Origin of the sequence: Chryseobacterium sp. CBo1 (assembly GCF_001693475.1) — a bacterium.
Lineage (GTDB): Bacteria > Bacteroidota > Bacteroidia > Flavobacteriales > Weeksellaceae > Chryseobacterium > Chryseobacterium formosense.
This window is the reverse complement of the sequence record NZ_MAUH01000013.1, coordinates 43,858-61,363: the sequence shown is the minus strand read 5'-3', so window position 1 is coordinate 61,363 and position 17,506 is coordinate 43,858. Positions and strand designations below refer to the sequence as shown.

The 17,506-nt window shown below is 34.1% G+C and carries 13 protein-coding genes; 3 read left to right on the top strand and 10 right to left on the bottom strand.

Going from position 1 to position 17,506, the window contains the following annotated elements:
• Positions 1-8: 8 nt before the first annotated feature.
• The 8 genes from zwf to BA768_RS09845 form a co-directional block, all read right to left on the bottom strand.
• A complete protein-coding gene (zwf, locus tag BA768_RS09875) occupies positions 9-1,490 on the bottom strand; it encodes a glucose-6-phosphate dehydrogenase (RefSeq protein WP_065720604.1) in 1,482 nt (493 codons plus the stop codon).
• A gap of 9 nt (positions 1,491-1,499) precedes the next feature.
• Positions 1,500-2,918 (bottom strand): NADP-dependent phosphogluconate dehydrogenase, encoded by a 1,419-nt coding sequence (gene gndA / locus BA768_RS09870; RefSeq protein WP_065720603.1) that lies wholly within the window; start codon positions 2,916-2,918, stop codon positions 1,500-1,502.
• A gap of 321 nt (positions 2,919-3,239) precedes the next feature.
• Positions 3,240-4,535 (bottom strand): TolC family protein, encoded by a 1,296-nt coding sequence (locus tag BA768_RS09865; RefSeq protein ID WP_065720602.1) that lies wholly within the window; start codon positions 4,533-4,535, stop codon positions 3,240-3,242.
• 86 nt (positions 4,536-4,621) lie between these two features.
• Positions 4,622-7,042: an ABC transporter permease gene (locus BA768_RS09860; protein WP_065720601.1), complete on the bottom strand. Its 2,421-nt coding sequence runs from the start codon at positions 7,040-7,042 to the stop codon at positions 4,622-4,624.
• 81 nt (positions 7,043-7,123) lie between these two features.
• Positions 7,124-8,773: an ABC transporter permease gene (locus BA768_RS09855; protein ID WP_228388365.1), complete on the bottom strand. Its 1,650-nt coding sequence runs from the start codon at positions 8,771-8,773 to the stop codon at positions 7,124-7,126.
• Positions 8,774-8,821: 48 nt separating this feature from the next.
• Positions 8,822-9,538, bottom strand: a complete 717-nt coding sequence (locus BA768_RS21470) for an ABC transporter permease (RefSeq protein WP_228388363.1) — start codon at positions 9,536-9,538, stop codon at positions 8,822-8,824.
• 101 nt (positions 9,539-9,639) lie between these two features.
• A complete protein-coding gene (locus tag BA768_RS09850; RefSeq protein WP_065720600.1) occupies positions 9,640-10,362 on the bottom strand; it encodes an ABC transporter ATP-binding protein in 723 nt (240 codons plus the stop codon).
• A 59-nt stretch (positions 10,363-10,421) separates the two neighbouring features.
• Positions 10,422-11,663 carry an efflux RND transporter periplasmic adaptor subunit gene (locus tag BA768_RS09845; protein WP_065720599.1) on the bottom strand — a complete coding sequence of 414 codons (1,242 nt, stop codon included), beginning with the start codon at positions 11,661-11,663 and terminating at the stop codon, positions 10,422-10,424.
• Between the two features lie 258 nt (positions 11,664-11,921).
• Between BA768_RS09845 and BA768_RS09840 the strand changes: the two genes are divergently transcribed.
• Together BA768_RS09840 and BA768_RS09835 are read left to right on the top strand one after the other, a co-directional pair.
• Positions 11,922-13,265, top strand: coding sequence for a sigma-54-dependent transcriptional regulator (locus BA768_RS09840; protein ID WP_065720598.1), 1,344 nt, complete (start codon positions 11,922-11,924; stop codon positions 13,263-13,265).
• A gap of 78 nt (positions 13,266-13,343) precedes the next feature.
• On the top strand, positions 13,344-14,660 hold the full coding sequence (locus BA768_RS09835) for a sensor histidine kinase (RefSeq protein ID WP_065720597.1): 1,317 nt from the start codon (positions 13,344-13,346) through the stop codon (positions 14,658-14,660).
• 33 nt (positions 14,661-14,693) lie between these two features.
• On the opposite strand, the gene BA768_RS09830 is transcribed toward BA768_RS09835, so the two are convergent.
• Positions 14,694-15,851 carry a hypothetical protein gene (locus BA768_RS09830; RefSeq protein ID WP_065720596.1) on the bottom strand — a complete coding sequence of 386 codons (1,158 nt, stop codon included), beginning with the start codon at positions 15,849-15,851 and terminating at the stop codon, positions 14,694-14,696.
• Positions 15,852-15,878: 27 nt separating this feature from the next.
• Positions 15,879-16,409, bottom strand: a complete 531-nt coding sequence (locus tag BA768_RS09825) for an integrin alpha (RefSeq protein WP_065720595.1) — start codon at positions 16,407-16,409, stop codon at positions 15,879-15,881.
• Between the two features lie 456 nt (positions 16,410-16,865).
• Between BA768_RS09825 and BA768_RS09820 the strand changes: the two genes are divergently transcribed.
• Positions 16,866-17,450 (top strand): hypothetical protein, encoded by a 585-nt coding sequence (locus tag BA768_RS09820; RefSeq protein ID WP_034674796.1) that lies wholly within the window; start codon positions 16,866-16,868, stop codon positions 17,448-17,450.
• The last annotated feature ends 56 nt before the right edge of the window (positions 17,451-17,506 follow it).

Here is a 17,506-nt window from a genome sequence, read left to right as displayed (position 1 = left end):
ATTAAATTTTAAACCCATTGATGCCCTTGTCTTTCCACCAATGCATTGCTGTCATCGGGTCCCCAACTTCCTGCTTCGTAATTCGGGAAAGAAGAATCTTTGGTTTTCTCCCAGGTTTCCTGGATCGTTTTTACAACATCCCAAGCTTCTTCCACCTGATCCGAACGCATAAACAAAGTAAGATCGCCTAATAGTGCTTCCAATAAAAGTGTTTCATACGCTTCAGGAGTGTCTGTCTGACAGGCAAAATTGTCAAAAATCATTTCCACAGGTTTTAGTTCTAAAGAAAGTCCGGGCTTTTTAGACATAAACTGCAATCTGATGTCCATTTGTGGCTGAATATTAATAATCAACCGGTTCGCCGACAGAAGTGATGTACTTTCGGAGAATGTAGAATGTGGAAGTGGCTTAAACTGAATCGTAATGTAAGAATGTTTTTCCTTCATTTTTTTCCCGGTACGAACATAAAAAGGAACGTTTTCCCATCTTTCGTTATCCAGATAAAACTTAATAGCAGTGAATGTTTCCGTATTCGAATCAGGAGCGATTCCTTCTTCCTGACGATAGCCGTTTACTTTTAAACCGTTTACTTTTCCTCTTCCATACTGACCTCTTACAGCATAATGATCTACTTTATCCGGTGAAATTCTGCGGATTGATTTTAAAACATCTACCTTACGATCCCTGATTTCTCCTGATTCCAATGAAACCGGCGGTTCCATGGCAACCATGCAAAGAATTTGTAAAAGGTGATTCTGAATCATGTCTCGTAAAGCACCGGTCTGTTCATAAAAGCTTGCTCTTGTCTCTACTCCTACTTCTTCGGCAACAGTAATCTGCACGGATTCTATATGTCTGTGATTCCACAAAGGTTCAAAAATAGAATTTCCGAATCTGAATGCTAAAATATTCTGAACCGTTTCTTTGCCTAAATAATGGTCGATACGATAGATCTGTTCCTCCTGAAAGGTTTGTGAAAGAAGATCATTGAGTTCAATAGCAGACTCTTTATTATGACCAAAAGGTTTTTCGATGATAATTCGATCTTTTCCAGGGTCTGAAGCTATTGAAGTATTTTTTAGGTGATTTGAAATTACCGATACAAAGTTTGGAGCAATCGAAAGATAGAAAAGCCTGTTTCCTCTCATTCCATACACTTTGTCGAAATCTTCCAGTTTCTGATATAAATTCTGATAAGAACTTTCTTCATCCAGCTGATGCTGAAAATAACTGATGTGTGCCTGAAAACCAGCCCAGTCTTCCGGCGTTATCGTCTTTCTTGAAAAACTTTCCAGATTTTCTTTAATATAAGCTCTGAATTTTTCATCCGTATTTTCGGCTCGTCCTAAAGCTAAAATATTGAAACCCTTTGGCATTCTGCCATCAATATATAAATTGTAAAACGCAGGAAAAAGCTTCCTTTTTGCCAAATCTCCCGTTGCACCAAAAATAACGACCGTCGTTGGATGCAGGATTGTGTTGTCGCTCATTTTCCTGATTTATTTATTTAGGTTTTGCCATGAAGTATGAAAAACTCCTTCTCTGTCTGTTCTTTGGTATGTATGTGCTCCAAAATAATCACGCTGAGCCTGAAGCAGATTTACCGGTAAAGATGCTGTCGTGAAAGCTTCGAAATATCCTAAAGCTGCCTGAATTCCTAAACTTGGGATTCCGTTTGATGCAGCGAAAGAAGCCGTTTTTCTTAATGAAGAAATTTTGTCCTTTACGATTTTTGAAATTTCCTGATCCAATAAAATATTCGATAAATTCTCATCTTTAGAATAAGCCAAATAGAATTTTTCTAATAAAACAGAACGAATAATACAACCACCTCTCCAGATTTTCACAACATCTTTCAATGGGATTTCAAACTGATATTCTTCAGAAGCTTTTACCAATAATGCCAAACCTTGCGCATAGCTGATCAAAGTAGCAAGATACAATGCATCGCCAACTTCCTGGATGAATAATTCTACATTTTCGGGTGTTGAAATTTCTTCTTTAGCATATAATTGAGAAGCTTTTATTCTTTCCTCTTTATAAGCTGATATAATTCTTGAAGTAACGGCAACATCAATGGTCGGGATCGAAACACCAATTTCCATTGCCTGTTCTGAAGTCCATTTTCCGGTTCCTTTTGCTCCGGCTTTATCTAAAATCTTATCGACAAGAAAACCGTCTGTCAAATCATCTTTTTGCTGGAAAATATCTCTTGTGATTTCAATAAGGAAAGAATTCATTTCGCCTTCGTTCCAGCTTTTGAAAACTTCGTATAACTGATCATTGTTCAGACCGGCTCCTTTTCTCAACAAATCATAAGCCTCGCTGATTAATTGCATAATGGCATATTCGATTCCGTTGTGAACCATTTTCACATAGTTTCCTGCTGAACCTTTCCCCATGTAAGCGGTACAAGCTTCACCATTTACTTTTGCTGAAATTAATTCCAGCATAGGTTTTATTAAATCGAAAGCTTCCAAATCTCCACCGGGCATAATACTTGGGCCTCTTCTTGCACCCTGCTCTCCTCCGGAAACGCCCATTCCCATAAAATGCAGGTTTTTAGAAGCCAAATCAGCAATACGTCTTTCGGTATCTTTGAAATAAGAATTTCCTGCATCAATTACAATATCTTTCGGGCTTAGAAGCGGCGTAATGTTTTCCAGAACAGCATCTACAGGCTTTCCTGCAGGAACCATCAAAATAATTTTTCTCGGACTTTCTAAAGCTGATACAAAGTCTTCTAGAGAAGCAGTTCCTTTCACCGCGGTTCCCAGAGTTACCCCATTGTGAAGTTCTTTTACCTTTTCCTCATCCAGATCGAATCCTGCTGTAGAAAAACCATTATCGGCAATATTATAAAGCAGATTTCTTCCCATGACTCCGAGACCAATGACCCCGTAATTATACTTTTCCATTCTTACTTAAGATTTATTTATTTTTACACGCCAAATTTACGGAAATGCAAATCAGTAAAAAAATTATGCGAAACTTTCTTTCAATGATTGCAGTAGTTGTAATCAACTGAAAATTTATAATAATTACATCATCATCGGAACTTCCATCAATAAATCTCTTATTTTCTGATTGCTTTGAGGTTTAATTTCTGACCTTTAATTTCTGCGCTTCCTTTTAAATAAATGCATAAACACTTCATTTTTAATGAAACATCAATAGCCATAACCCTACTTTGATGTATGTCGCGTTATCTTCTATAAAATTTCAAAGTGAATTTTTATTTAAAATCCATTCTTCAGAATCTTTAGCAGTTCCGTCTGCTGCATCACATCATTTTTACTGTTGATAAGATTATAATTTGCCTGAAGCCAGTTGTTTCGGACAACAAAAAACGTGTAGGCATCCATTAAGCCCTCCTTATATTTTTCTTCCGATTTTTGAAATGAGAGTCTTTGGTTTTCGAAATTTAATTCCAGAAGATTATATTTTTCCTGAGCATTCAGAAACTGAGCTTTTATCGAATTGATCGATTTTGTGAGATCATTCACAATTAAATCTTTATCGTAATTAGAATTAATCACATTCAGTTTGGCAATTTCTACATTGTTTTTTACTTGAAACTTATTAAAAATAGGAATATTGAGCCCAAATGAAACCGACTGATTTTTATTTTGGCTAAATTGATCTGCAAAATTGATGTTTACAGATTGATTATTTCCTAAAAATTTATTATAAAACGTTGACCAGCTGTAATTTCCTGTTAAAGTTGGTAAATAGCCCGATCTTTCGATACTTATATTTTTTTCCTGAGCCTGAATTTCTGCAAGTATGGTTTTATAGGCAGGATTATTTTCTATCAATTTCTGCGTAAATTCTGAATCCGAAAAATTTTCACTCAACAAACCTTCTTCCGCCATCACAAAATCTATCGAATCATCTTGCAAATTCAGAGCATTGAGAAGGTTTATTTTGGCTAAATCACGTTGATTTTTTGCAGAAACCCATTGCTCCTGCAACGTTCCAAGGTTTGCTTTAATATCGTAAACATCACTTTTAGAACGGTTTCCGATCTCAACTTCTTTTTCAGTTCTTTTGATCTGCTCTTCAATTCCTGAAATCTGTGTTTCTAAAACATCAAGCCAGCTTTTACTGTTCTGATATGCGAAAAAAGTCTGAATTACATTCAGTTTCACTTCATTTTGAGCTTGTTTCAGTTTGTAAGTGCTCGTTGTTTTGTTGAGTTTTGAGAGAGAAATATTCAGATAATTTTTCCAGTTAAACAATTCAGCATTGGCCTGGGCAAAAACCTGATCATATTGCGTATTGAGCGCTTCTCGCTGGTTGTTTGACTGATTAATAGACGACCCGAAACTATAGCTGTGATTCACTCCCGCATTTACTGATGGTAACAACATTCCTTTTGAAGCTGCAATTTGACGGTCGTTTTTCTGAATATTTACGGTTGCCTGTTTAATTAAAGGATGATTTGTAGAGGCATAATCCAGACATTTCTGAAGATTCCAGCTTTCCTGAGCAGGAAATAGATTGATGATGAATATGAAGAGTATTTTTTTCATGTTTTAAATTTGGCAGGAAGATGGATGATGGAGGCAGGAAGTTTAGACACATCAAACTTCCACCTTCCAGCATCTGTCATCCGGCATTATTCGTATTTCAGATATTTAACGAGACTAATTTTTGTGGCGCGGTAAGCTTTGAAACTTACCACAGTAAAGGTTAGGATCAACAATAAAAATAAGCTCAAAACATATGGCCAAACCGGCATATCGATTCGGTAAGGAAAATCTTTCAGCCATTCGTTCATCGCATAATATCCAAAAGGCATACTGATGATAACGGCAATCACACAAATCAGTAAAAACCGTTTGGTTAAATCCCATACAATTGTTTTTTCGTCGGCACCTAAAGTTTTTTTGATGGCCACATCTTTTAGTTTTTGCTCTATTAATAATGAGGATAAAGCGAATAATCCCAATAATGCGATGACAAGAACCACAATATTCAGAGTCGTAAACAATGTTTGTTGTTTCTGGAATCTCTCGAAAGTTTTTGCAAACTGCTTATCTACAAATTCATATTCAAAGGGGTAACCCGGTTCTGCTTTTGTAAGCCAGAATTCTTTAATGCGTTCCAAAGTACCTTCGATATCGTTTCCGGAAACTTTTATCTGAATATTAGACATATTGTTTTTCACCCAGTTTCTGTCATAATTAAAGAAAACGACCGGTGTAATCTGTTTGTCGACTCCACTGTAGTAAAAGTCCTGTACTACGCCAAGAATTTTATATTTTTTCCTGTCATCCCAGCCTGTCAGAATTTCTTTACCTAAAGCAGTTTTAGGATTAAAGCCTAATTTTTTAGCAAAAGTTTCATTTACCACAGCTCCATTGATGGTATCCGAAGCTATTTTCCAGTTCAGATCTCTTCCCGACAAAAATTTTATTTTATAGAAACGCAGATAATTTTCATCAATAGCTCCCAAACCAGTACCTTCCACTGTTTTTGTACTGTCTCTTGCATCTTTAGCTACAGAACTATTGGTAATTCCTCTGCCTATCGACTGAATAGAACCTGTAATTTCAGTTACGCCTGATAATTTAGAAATTTCATTTTTCAGCAGCTTATATTTTTTGAAATTGTAATCATTCTCCCATTTGGTCTCTTTAAAATCGATCTGAACAACCTGGTCCCCTTTGAAACCAAGATCTTTACTCATCATATATTTTACCTGAGCATGGATAATGAGCGAACAAATAATAAAGAACGAAGAGATGATCAATTGTACAGTCAGAATAGAATTTCTCAGCCAGACACCGTGTTTGCTGCCTGCAAAATTTCCTTTTAAAGTATTGATTGGTTTAAAATTCGAAAGATACATCGCAGGAATCAACCCGGAGATCAGAGAAAACAGAATCAGCAACAAGCCTGTGTAAAGAAACAGACTTAAATTATTAACCTCGATTTCCTTCCCAAGAAATTTATTGTAAGAGGGCAGCAAAAGCTCAATCATTGCCAATGCAAGAATGTAAGCCGTAAAGCAAATTATAAAAGTTTCCAGCAGAAACTGTAAAATCAGTTTTGATTTTGTACTTCCTACCGCTTTTCTTACGCCGACTTCTTTCGCTCTTTGTGAAGCCTGAGCTGTTTTAATATTTATTAGGTTAATCCCAGACAAAAGCAATATCAACCCGGATAATCCTAACAAAATCATGATCGATTTTTTGTCGCCTTTATTAATGCCTTCACTTTTTGCATCAAGCTTTATATTGGCAAGTGGCGACAGATAAACTTTTAACGGGTTTTTCTTATCAATTTCATAACCCCATTTTTTTGCTGAAATTTCATCTTCCTTTTGTATTTTTTTTGAAATTTTATTTTCGATAGCTTTAATATCTGAACCCGGTTTCATTTTAAAAAATCCATAATAGCTGTAACTCGTCCATTGGGTTTTACTGTTTTCCATATAGGGATTCATAAACACGAAATCAGGTTTAAAAACAGTATTTTCCGTTGGTTTTTTATAAATGGCGGTAACGATATAATTTTTATCATCAACCTCAACTCTGACCGTTTTTCCGATAGATTCTATATAATCGTCACCAAAAAGTAGTCTCGCCGTTTCTTCAGACAATGCCACTTTATTTATATCCGTCAAAGCATTTTTATAATCTCCTGCAACTTTCTCAAAAGGGAAAAAGTTAAAAAAAGAATTAACTGTTGCTCCCGCCGTTACATAAGCTGAATTGCTCCCGAAACTAATTTTCTTTCTTCCCCAGTCGTTAAATATTGTTGCATCTTCAATTTCCGGGTATGTTTCTTTCGATTCGAATATTTGTGGATAGCTGGAAACCGCCATTGTTCCGAATGACGAATTCCAGTTCTCTACAAGATAAATATTTTCTTTATTCGGGTTCCATTGTTCATACGATTTCTCGTCCTGCCAATGAATATAGATCAACAGAAAAACACATAAGCCAACACTCAATCCCAAAACATTGATAATGGTAGAAAGCCAGTTTTTTCTATAATTGATAAATGCTATTTTGAGCCAGTTTTTAATCATAATTTTGGTTGTTGGTTTTTGGTTGTCAGTTGTTAGTTGTAAGAATTTCCTATCAACTATCAACAAACAATGAGCAACAGTTTATTCGTATTTCAGATATTTCACAAGATTCACTTTTGATGCTTGATACGCTTTTATACTGACAACAGCGAAAGTGAGAATTAATAATAAAATAAGACTCAGAACGAAAGGAAGAACAGGCATATCAATTCGGTAAGCAAAATCTTTCAGCCACTCGTTCATCAGATAATAACTGATCGGAATGCTTATTAAAACAGCAATCAGCGTAATCCAAAGGAATTGTTTTGTTAATCCAATAATTAAAGCTTTGTCTGATGCTCCTAAAGTTTTTCTAATGGCAACATCTTTCAGTTTCTGTTCGATCATTAATGATGATAATGCGAATAACCCAAGTAAGGCTACCATCAAAACCATTGCGTTAAGAATAGTGAACAATGTTTGCTGTTTTTGGTATTTAACAAAACTCTCGGCAAATTTTTTATCAATAAAATAGGAATCAAAAGGATAACCCGGTTCTGCTTTTTCTTGCCAATATTTTTTGATTCTTTTTACCGTTGCATCAATATCATCTGCTTTCAACTTCAATTGAATATTATACACACCAAATCTTTTCCAGGTAGTTTCTTTGTAGTGGAAAAATGTGATGGGTTCCACTGCCGTTTTCGGGCTCCACATATTAAAATCGTTCACAATTCCTACAATATGATAAGGTTTGCTATCAAAACCGGGACGAATTTCATTTTTCAAAGCTTCATCATCTGTCCATCCGAATTTTTTCACAAAAGCTTCATTTGCTATAACATTTGCAATTGTATCGGAGGCTAAATTAGGATTCAGCCAGCGGCCTTTTTTCAATTTTACATTCATAAACTGGAGATAATCAAAATCCATAGAACCGTGCTGGGCATTGATGCTTTTATCTCTAAAATCTACATTTGAATTACTGAATCTGCCACTTCCCGGAACCGCTTCTCCGAAAGAAACACTTTCAATACCTTCAATTTTACTTAACTCATTTTTCAAGCGTTCATATTTCAGCCAGGGTTTTTCTACATTCTCACTAAAATTAACGTACAATATTTGCTTTCCACTAAAACCAAGGTCTTTATCCATCATATGTTTCACTTGTGAGTTTACAACCAAACCTCCAATAATGAAAAATGAAGAAATCATTAATTGCAAGGTCAAGATTCCATTTCTCAACCAAATCCCGTTTTTGCTTCTTGCAAAATTTCCTTTTAAAGTTTCAATAGCTTTGAAGTTCGATAAATACATTGCCGGAATTAATCCGGAAATCAAGGTAACCGCCAAAACCATCGAGAAAGAATAAAAGTAAATATGCCAGTCATTCATCACGATTTCTTTGTCATAAAACTTATTGAAACTTGGCAGAAGAAGCTCTGCTAAAGCCAAAGAAAGAAGATATGATGCAAAACAAATGATAAACGCTTCCAATAAAAATTGAAAAACCAAACTCGATTTTGTACTTCCTATGGCTTTTCTTACACCGATTTCTTTGGCACGCTGAGAAGCTTGTGCTGTTTTTAGATTAATAAAATTTATAGCTGACAGAACAACAATCAGAATAGAAAGCGTTAGCAAAATCATCATTGTTTGTAAATCGCCATTTCCGAACCAATAAGCTTTTGCATGAAGTTTTAATTTGTCTAATGGTATCAGCTCACAACTATTCGGACCATATAATTCCATATATTTATCAACGGTAACACCAGAACCTTCCTCATTGATTTTTGCTCTTTATTCGAAAACTTCTTTTACCAATTTATTTTGCACAGCAACTAAATCGGCATCTTTTTTCAACATAAAAAAACATCCGTAATTAAAACTTCCCCAAGCTTCTTTGTCATTTTTCATCTGTTCATAAGCCAGAATAATAAATTCAGGTTTTATGAGACTGTTTTCCTTCGGTAATTCATAAACTGCAGTTACGATATAATTTTTACCATTAAATTTCAGGCTTTCTCCCGCAACATTGGTTCTTCCAAAAACATTTTTGGCTGAAGTTGTAGAAAGAGCAACTGCATTTTCGCTTTTAAGAGCATTTTTAAAACTTCCTGAAATTAATTTAAATGGAAAAAAATTGAAGAAATTTTCGGATGTTGCTAATCCTTCTTGCTGATAAACCGTTTTGTTTTTTGTTGTCATCTTGAAACCCATTCCGGACGAATTAAAAAGAACAAAATCTTTCACTTCCGGAATCAGCTTTGCAGCGCGTTCTGCCATAGGGATAGAGATATTGCTTCCGTACCCTTTATCTTTTTTATAATAACTCTGAATTCCATAGATTTGGTTCTTCTTCGGGTTCCATTTTTCGTAGGATTCTTCGTCATTCCAATGCATGAGAATGAGCATAAATCCTGTAAGACCGATGGTTAATCCAAACAAATTGATGATGGTGGAAAGCCAGTTCTTTTTATAATTGATGAAGGCAATTTTGAGCCAGTTTTTTAGCATAATTGTAGTTTTTTAGGTTGGAAGCTGGATGATGAAAGCTGGATGTTTAAATTATTGCGTTCAATAACTTCCTGCTCCGATCGTCCCGTTTCCCTCTTTTTTTACTCAAAGTTCTTAGAATCAGCCTTTTCGAAAACATCTTTTCTTTGGGAAGAATGTTCTTCGGAAAAGATTTCACCATCTTTCATATTCACAATTCTGGAAGCATAACCTGCATCGTAGGAAGAATGCGTTACCATTGCGATCGTAGAACCTTCTCTGTGAAGTTCCGCAAGAAGATTCATTACCTCATTTCCGTTTGAGCTGTCCAGGTTTCCGGTTGGCTCATCGGCAAGAATTAATTTTGGACGGGTAACCAAAGCTCTTGCAACAGCCGCTCTTTGTTGCTGACCTCCGGAAAGCTGTTGCGGATAATGCTTTGCTCTATGAGAAATATTAATTTTCTCCATAATCTCTTCTACTCTTCTTTTTCTTTCTGAGGAAGAAATACCGTTGTAAATCAATGGTAATTCGATATTTTCATAAACTGTAAGTTCATCAATCAGATTAAAATTCTGAAAAATAAAACCGATGTTTTTCTTTCGGATGTCAGATTTTTTCTTTTCAGAAGTTCCGATTGTTTCAGTCGATTCAAATTGGTAAGAACCTGAGGAAGCACTGTCCAAAAGTCCAAGAATATTAAGAAAAGTCGATTTTCCACAACCGGAAGGTCCCATTATCGCAACAAATTCGCCTTCTTTGATTTGCAGGCTCACATTATTAAGTGCGTTGGTTTGAACATCTTCTGTTTTATATACTTTTGAAAGGTTTTGAATATTGATCATTTTGCTATTTTTTTTTATTTAAAGTGTATTATTTAATTTTAAAATTAACTGTTAAAAATTTATTTTTTAATATCTAATATCTCGTATTTTTTCAGTTCGGTATAATCTGAAGTAATCACAGATTCTCCTTGTTTCAATCCGGAAACTACTTCATAGTAAAGAGGATTTTCTCTTCCTAAACTGATATTCCGTTTTGCTGCCTTGTTGCCTTTCACTACAAAGATCCATTTTCCGTTCGTGTCTTTGTAGAAATTTCCTTTCGGAATCATCATACTTTGCGTGTCGGCTGATAATTTCAGTTTCACTCCGAAAGTCATCCCTATTTTCAGAGTTGAAATTTTTGCGTCAATGAAATTCAGTTCCACAGAAAATTGTCCGTCTTTCACTTCCGGAAGAATTTTGGTGATAATGACTTCATATTCTTTTCCGTTATTATCTAAACTTCCTTTGATGCCGTTGGTTAATTTATTAATATAATATTCGTCTACTTTTGCTACCAGTTTGTAACCGCCCATCAAATCAATTTTCCCGACACTTTCTCCTGTCGTTAAATTCTGTCCTAGAGAAATATTAAATGATGACAATCTCCCAGAAGCAGGCGACATAATCAGGAAATTGTTTTTGTTGGAACGGAGGATATTTAAACTTTTTTCCATTTGGTCAATTGAGCTGTTTATTGCTGCAAACTGGGAATTTCTCGAAATTTTCTCATTATAAGCGCCTTTTTCCACGATTTGTTTTCTGTCTTTTTGATAATTCAAATTCTGAAATGCAATATCATAATCAGTTTTCTTTCCGATTTCTGCATCATACAATCTTTTTTGAAGATTAAAAGTTTGCAACGCCGTATTATAGTCATTCTGAGACTGCAGTAATTCTTTATCCTGATTGAATTCCTGATTTTTTAATTCCAAAAGCGAACTTCTCATCTGGCTGATCTGTTGCATAATTCCCGTTTCCTGATTCAGGTAATTGAATTCTGTATTCGGGTTGTAAACTCTTGCAATGGGTTGTCCTTTTATTAGTATCTGACCGTCTTCTGCAAAAATTTCTTTTACAGCACCACCTTCCAGAACATTTACCAAAGAAGAATTGAGTGATTGCGTCTGTGCAGTGACCATCAGCATATCTTCGAATTTCCCTTTCGTCACTTCTTCAACTGTAATATCTTCTGACTTTACATTGTATGTTTTTTTCTGATTAAGAAAATACCATCCAAAAACTGAAACTGCCAAAACAGAAGTAAATATAATTAGGACAAATTTTAATTTAGATTTCTTTTTTACTATTTTCGTATCCATATTGTAGATAACCAATTTATTTACAAACAATTACACAATACACTTGCCAGAGGTTTATGAATCTATAACGCATTGTAAATGTGATTAAAGAAAATTTAATTAATTTTAAAACTGTTCATTATCGGACACTTTTTGTGCGAAAATGGACAAATTTAGTTGATGGTTGTCGGGTGTTAGTTGATTGTTTTTAAATTTTTTCTAAAGTGCTACAATCATAACCACCAACCAAAAACTGTCAACTGACAACCAAATAAAAAAATGCGAAAAAAAGAAGCTCATATTTTAATTGTTGATGATGACGAGGATATTTTGTTTTCGGCGAGAGTCTGGCTCAAGAAGTTTTTCACAGAAGTAAGTTGCCTCAGTCAGCCAAAAAATATTCTGAAATTTTTATCCGAACAGCAAGTTGACACAGTTCTTCTCGATATGAATTTCCGAAAAGGTTTTGAAAACGGACAAGACGGCTTATATTGGATGCAGGAAATCAAAACTTTGGAACCTCAGCTTCCGATTATTCTGATGACCGCTTATGGCGAAGTGGAATTGGCTGTTGAAGCTTTAAAAAATGGCGCGTCCGATTTTATTCTAAAACCCTGGAATAACGAAAAATTGTATGCTTCTGTGAATCTCGCCGTCGATATTTCCCGAAAAAATAAAAAACTAAATCAGTGGGAAAATATCAGCATCAAAGCCAATCAATATCAATTGGAAACGCAGTCTTTTGAGATGAAAGATGTGATGGAACAAATCACAAGAGTCGCTCCGACTGACGCGAATGTTCTGCTTCTCGGCGAAAACGGAACCGGAAAATATGTTTTGGCAGAGCATATTCATGAATTATCGGAAAGAAAAAACCAGCCTTTTGTTCATATCGATTTGGGAAGTCTTTCGGAAAATCTTTTTGAGGCCGAATTATTCGGGTATAAAAAAGGAGCCTTTACCGATGCGCATCAGGATTACGCCGGAAAAATTGAAAACGCCGAAAACGGAACCGTTTTTCTTGACGAAATCGGGAATCTTCCGCTTCATCTTCAGACTAAATTATTGAGTTTGATTCAAAACAGAAAACTGTCGAGAATCGGAGAAAGCAAAGAGCGACTATTGGATGTGAGGTTTATTTTTGCAACCAACGAGAATCTTAAAAAAGCCGTTGCAGAAAACCGTTTCCGAAAAGATTTGTATTATAGAATCAATACGGTAGAATTAAATATTCCGAGCTTGAAAGAACGCTTAGAGGATATTTCGAATCTATCCGAATATTTTCTGGATAAATACAAACAGAAATATCACAAACCTGATTTGGCTTTAAATGAAGTTTTAATTTCAGAATTAACGCATTATTCCTGGCCGGGAAATATCCGTGAACTCGACCATTGCATCGAAAGAAGCGTGATTCTTTCCAATGAGAAAAATCTTAAATTGCTGATGCCACAACCTGAAGAATCTGAAAGTACAATGATCAATCTGAATCTTGAAGAAATGGAAGAAATATTGATTAAAAAAGCCTTGAAAAAACACCGAGGAAATATTTCTTCGGCTGCAGAAGATTTAGGCTTATCGAGAGCAGCGTTGTACAGAAGAATGGAGAAGTTTGAGTTGTAAATTGGTTGATAGTTTTTGGTTGATGGATGTTAAAATCCGATTATTAGCCTTAACAAGGCTTTAAAGAAAGAGTACAAAATGAAAAAACAACAAATATTCTGGATCATATTTATTCTTTTGGCCATCGTCAGTGGGATTTTTGCGTTTGATTTTTATTCTCACAACAAATGGATTAATTGTGTTTTGTTTTCATTGATAAGTTTGCTCTGTATTTTTTTGGCTCAAAATTCAGCTTTGTCTTATATTCAGAAAACGGAAAAACTGCTTTTGGCAATTCAGAAAAAGGATTTTTCATTATTTCCGAAATCTGAAGAAAACAGTTTGGCCGATAATGCCGTTAAACTTTATTATCAAAGCAAAGAAGAACATCTTTCGCAGTCTTCCTACAAACTTCTGTATGAAGAAATTTTAAATCAACTGGAAATTGGTTTGATGATTTTAACCGAAAAAAATAATCATTGGGATATTTTTTATGTGAACCCTGTCTGTTTGGAAATTTTGCAGATTCCGAAATACAATTCCTGGAATCTTTATGAAAATAAAGCTCCGGATTTTTATAAAATTATCCAACAAACACGCTACGAAAACTCTCAGGAATTTTTTGATATTTCAATTAATGAAAATACGAAACAGTCATTTTCTCTCAGAACCAAAAAAGTTCAGAATGCGAAACATCGTTTTTGCATCATCAGTTTAGAATCGGTTCAGAAAATTATTGAACAAAAAGAAAAACTGGCGTGGAACAACCTGATGAAAGTAATTTCTCACGAACTTTTGAATACATTGACTCCTGTGAACAGCTTAATTCAAAACCTTGAGTATATTGCCAATCAGGAAACCATCGAAAAAGAAGATCAACAAGACATGAAAGAAAGTCTGATGATTATCAATTCAAAATCGAAACAATTATTGAATTTTGTAGATGATTACAGGCAAGTTGCAGAGCTCCCAAAACCCGTTTTTCAAACCGTTCCTTTACATAAAATTGTAGAATCTGCACTCAGTTTTCTGAAACCTGAATTTGACAAAAAACAAATTAAGATCATTAATTCATTAGAAAATCTAGTGGTTTTAGCAGATGAAAAAATGATTGAACGTTGTCTGATCAATCTTTATCTCAACGCCATTTACGCCGTTTCTGATAATGTTGAAAGAACGATTAAAACAGAAATAAAAACTCAAAATAACCGTGTCATTCTAAGTGTAGAAGACAATGGAATCGGAATTCAAAAGGAAATTCAGGATAAGATTTTTCTACCGTTTTTTACGACGAGAAGTGGCGGTTCCGGAATTGGTTTGACGCTGAGTAAAAGTATTATCGAAGCCCATAAAGGTTATCTCAATTATAAACCTTTGGAACAAGGAAGCCGGTTTGAAATTTGGTTTATCAACTAAAAAACACGTTTTATTCTTTCAAGTAAACGCCTTTTAATTATAGTTTTCGAATAGTTCTTTGTAAAATTCAATCTCATTTTTATAATAATCTTTACTCATTGTTGTAAGAGCCGGGAATGTTTTAAAAATGAAAAATTGTTTATTTTGGGTTATCAAACAGAATGAATCTTCGGAATCCCTTTTAAATATTGCACTCGAAGTATTTTTATCTATCACCTTATAATTGGAGTTGTAAAAAAATCTGAAATTGTTTTCCGACAGATATTGAAACATTTTATCACCTTCAGTTATAGAAATTACTCCGTTTTTAGGTACAGACTGAAGTTTTGCCCAAACCGCTTTAAGTTCTTGATTATTTTTAAAAACCGTATAATATTCAAAATTTCCCTGATCTGCAGGAGCATAAACTTTTAAATTGGCATCTGTAGAAAATGCGTTTTTCGTTTCAGTATTTATTGTATTGAAAAAATCTTTTTCTAAAATTGAAAGTTGATTTTTATAAGAATTCCAGTCTTTATTTTGATTGCCAATAGGTTTCATTATACTTTTAGCCATTCTCAATTGGTGAAGCAATTGGTTTAATTCTTCTTCGGATGTTGGCTTTGGCTTTTTGTTCCAAAAAGGTGTATTGCTCAGATAGATCAGATATTCTTTTGATTTTGGAAGATATTCAAAAAAGAATGCTCTTACTCTACCATCCAGTTTAATGATCGCAGTGTTATGATCCGTAAAAAAAGTTTCATCAGCTGTTTTGAGAACATCAGAAATTTTTAATTGAGCCGAATGAAGATCGGGTACAACAAAAAAATCGCCTTCACCTGCGCCTGAAGGAATATAAGGTATAAAATTGGAAACAGAAAAACGCTTGAATCCTTTTGCATTACTGTCTATTGAAAATTTGTCATTAATTTTCCATTGAAATTGATAATAGCTCCCCGAATCATTTCCTGAATCAATAAAATTAATTCTGTAATTGAATGGCAGGTTGAATTGATAACCATTTATTGAATTTTGATATCTGATAACAGGAGTTTCAAGAATTTTTTTTGCTTCAGCAGAATCTATATGTTCCATTTCAAGAGCTGATTGATTATTTGGAACTTCGATATTTTCATATTTTGAAGACTTTTGTTTGCCTTCACAGCTTATAAAGATTATTAGCGATACAGCAGCTCCTATCAGATTTTTCATATGCAATTGGTGTTTTTTGGTATTTCCTTAATAAATTTTAGTTCCGGAAATGGTAAGCTGATGCTCTGTTCTGATAGATGGGCAGCATCTTCCGTCTGTTTCGGCATATTCTAATTTTTCAACGTAGATTTTACCGCTATTTATTTTTTTAAAATTAAACAAATAATCAGGTTCGTACCCTCCAATAACTTTAATATTAGTTCCGGTATTCTTATATAAAACCAAACCTTGCCCAACAATAGTGTTTCCACCTTCTTTGGGAGCGAGAGAAAAATAAATCAAGACATCATCAGTTCCGTCACCGGTAAAATCTCCTGTAAATGTATCCTGACTATCCAAATATGCATTATGGGAATCGAGTATTTTGGGCAGATATTTTTGAAATTGTTTTTCAGCCATTCTTTTTGCTTCATCTGTTGAAATTTTTCTTACAGGTTCTGCAGAGTTTGCTTTTGGCAATAATTTGCTTTTGTTTAAAGCCAAATCCTTCGGGTTTTCATTGGCTTTATTGCATGCACCAAGTACGATTAATATGATCAATAAAATTGTTTTTTTCATGATATGTTTAAATTTTTATCCTGAATTAAATAATATCAGACCATAATATTATTTTTTTTAAATATTAAATTTTTATTAAAATTATACAAAAGCTAAAAATAAACAAGCGACTATTATTCAGCAAATTATATTTATAGTGAAGAATCAGCGCAAAATCAGTACCACATTACCTTTATAAAGAAAATACCAATTCTGAAAAATTTATTTACAATAAAAAACGCTAATCCTTTGATAATCTTTCAATAAGTAACAAACATAAATACAAAATTTTGACATATACCCTTTTTTTAAATCATTTCTATAATAGTTTTTAATCATAATAATGTTACGAACAGCATAACAATCAAAAAGGTAAATTGAAAAAAAACGTTATTTTTGCCTCAATAAAAAAATTGGTGTTTGTTATTTTTATCTGTAAATTAGCATTACCAACCAAAGTATTAAACAAAAAATCACATGAGAAAGATAATTTTACTTCTTACCTGTTTTTTCGGAATATCTGTATTTTCGCAGATTAAAGTCCTGAAAAACGAAACTTTAGTCGAAATAGGAAAAGATAATTCTGTCGGATTATATAAAAAAGATAATAAGTTCACTTTCAATTATCAGGATATTAATACGAGTAATCTCAATACGTTCAGGTCATTCTCATTCAATGATATGAATGGTGATGTACAGGAACTTTATAAAATGATTACCGACGGTTTTATCGATCAGCCTGCAGGAAATATTTCTTTAGAACTTCCCAATGACATCATCGAGCTTCAGTATGAAAGAAACTACGGCCAACCGACAGTACAGTTTATTCAGTACATCAACAAGAATAAAAAATATGTTGGTAAATCTCAGTTTTTGAATAAAAAGCAAATCGACAAAATTTTTGGGATCGGAACTCCGAAAGCTGCTCTTTATAAAGCTGCCGTGAAGCAAGTGCCTGTAAATCCTGTAAACAATACAGCAACACAGACTCAGTATAATAATACAAACCAAACTCCGGCTTCATCAAAAACTCCGGCTAAAACTACAAAAAAGAGAAAATAAATTCTGTTTTTTAAACATATATCAACTCATTCTTACCGAATGAGTTTTTTTATTTC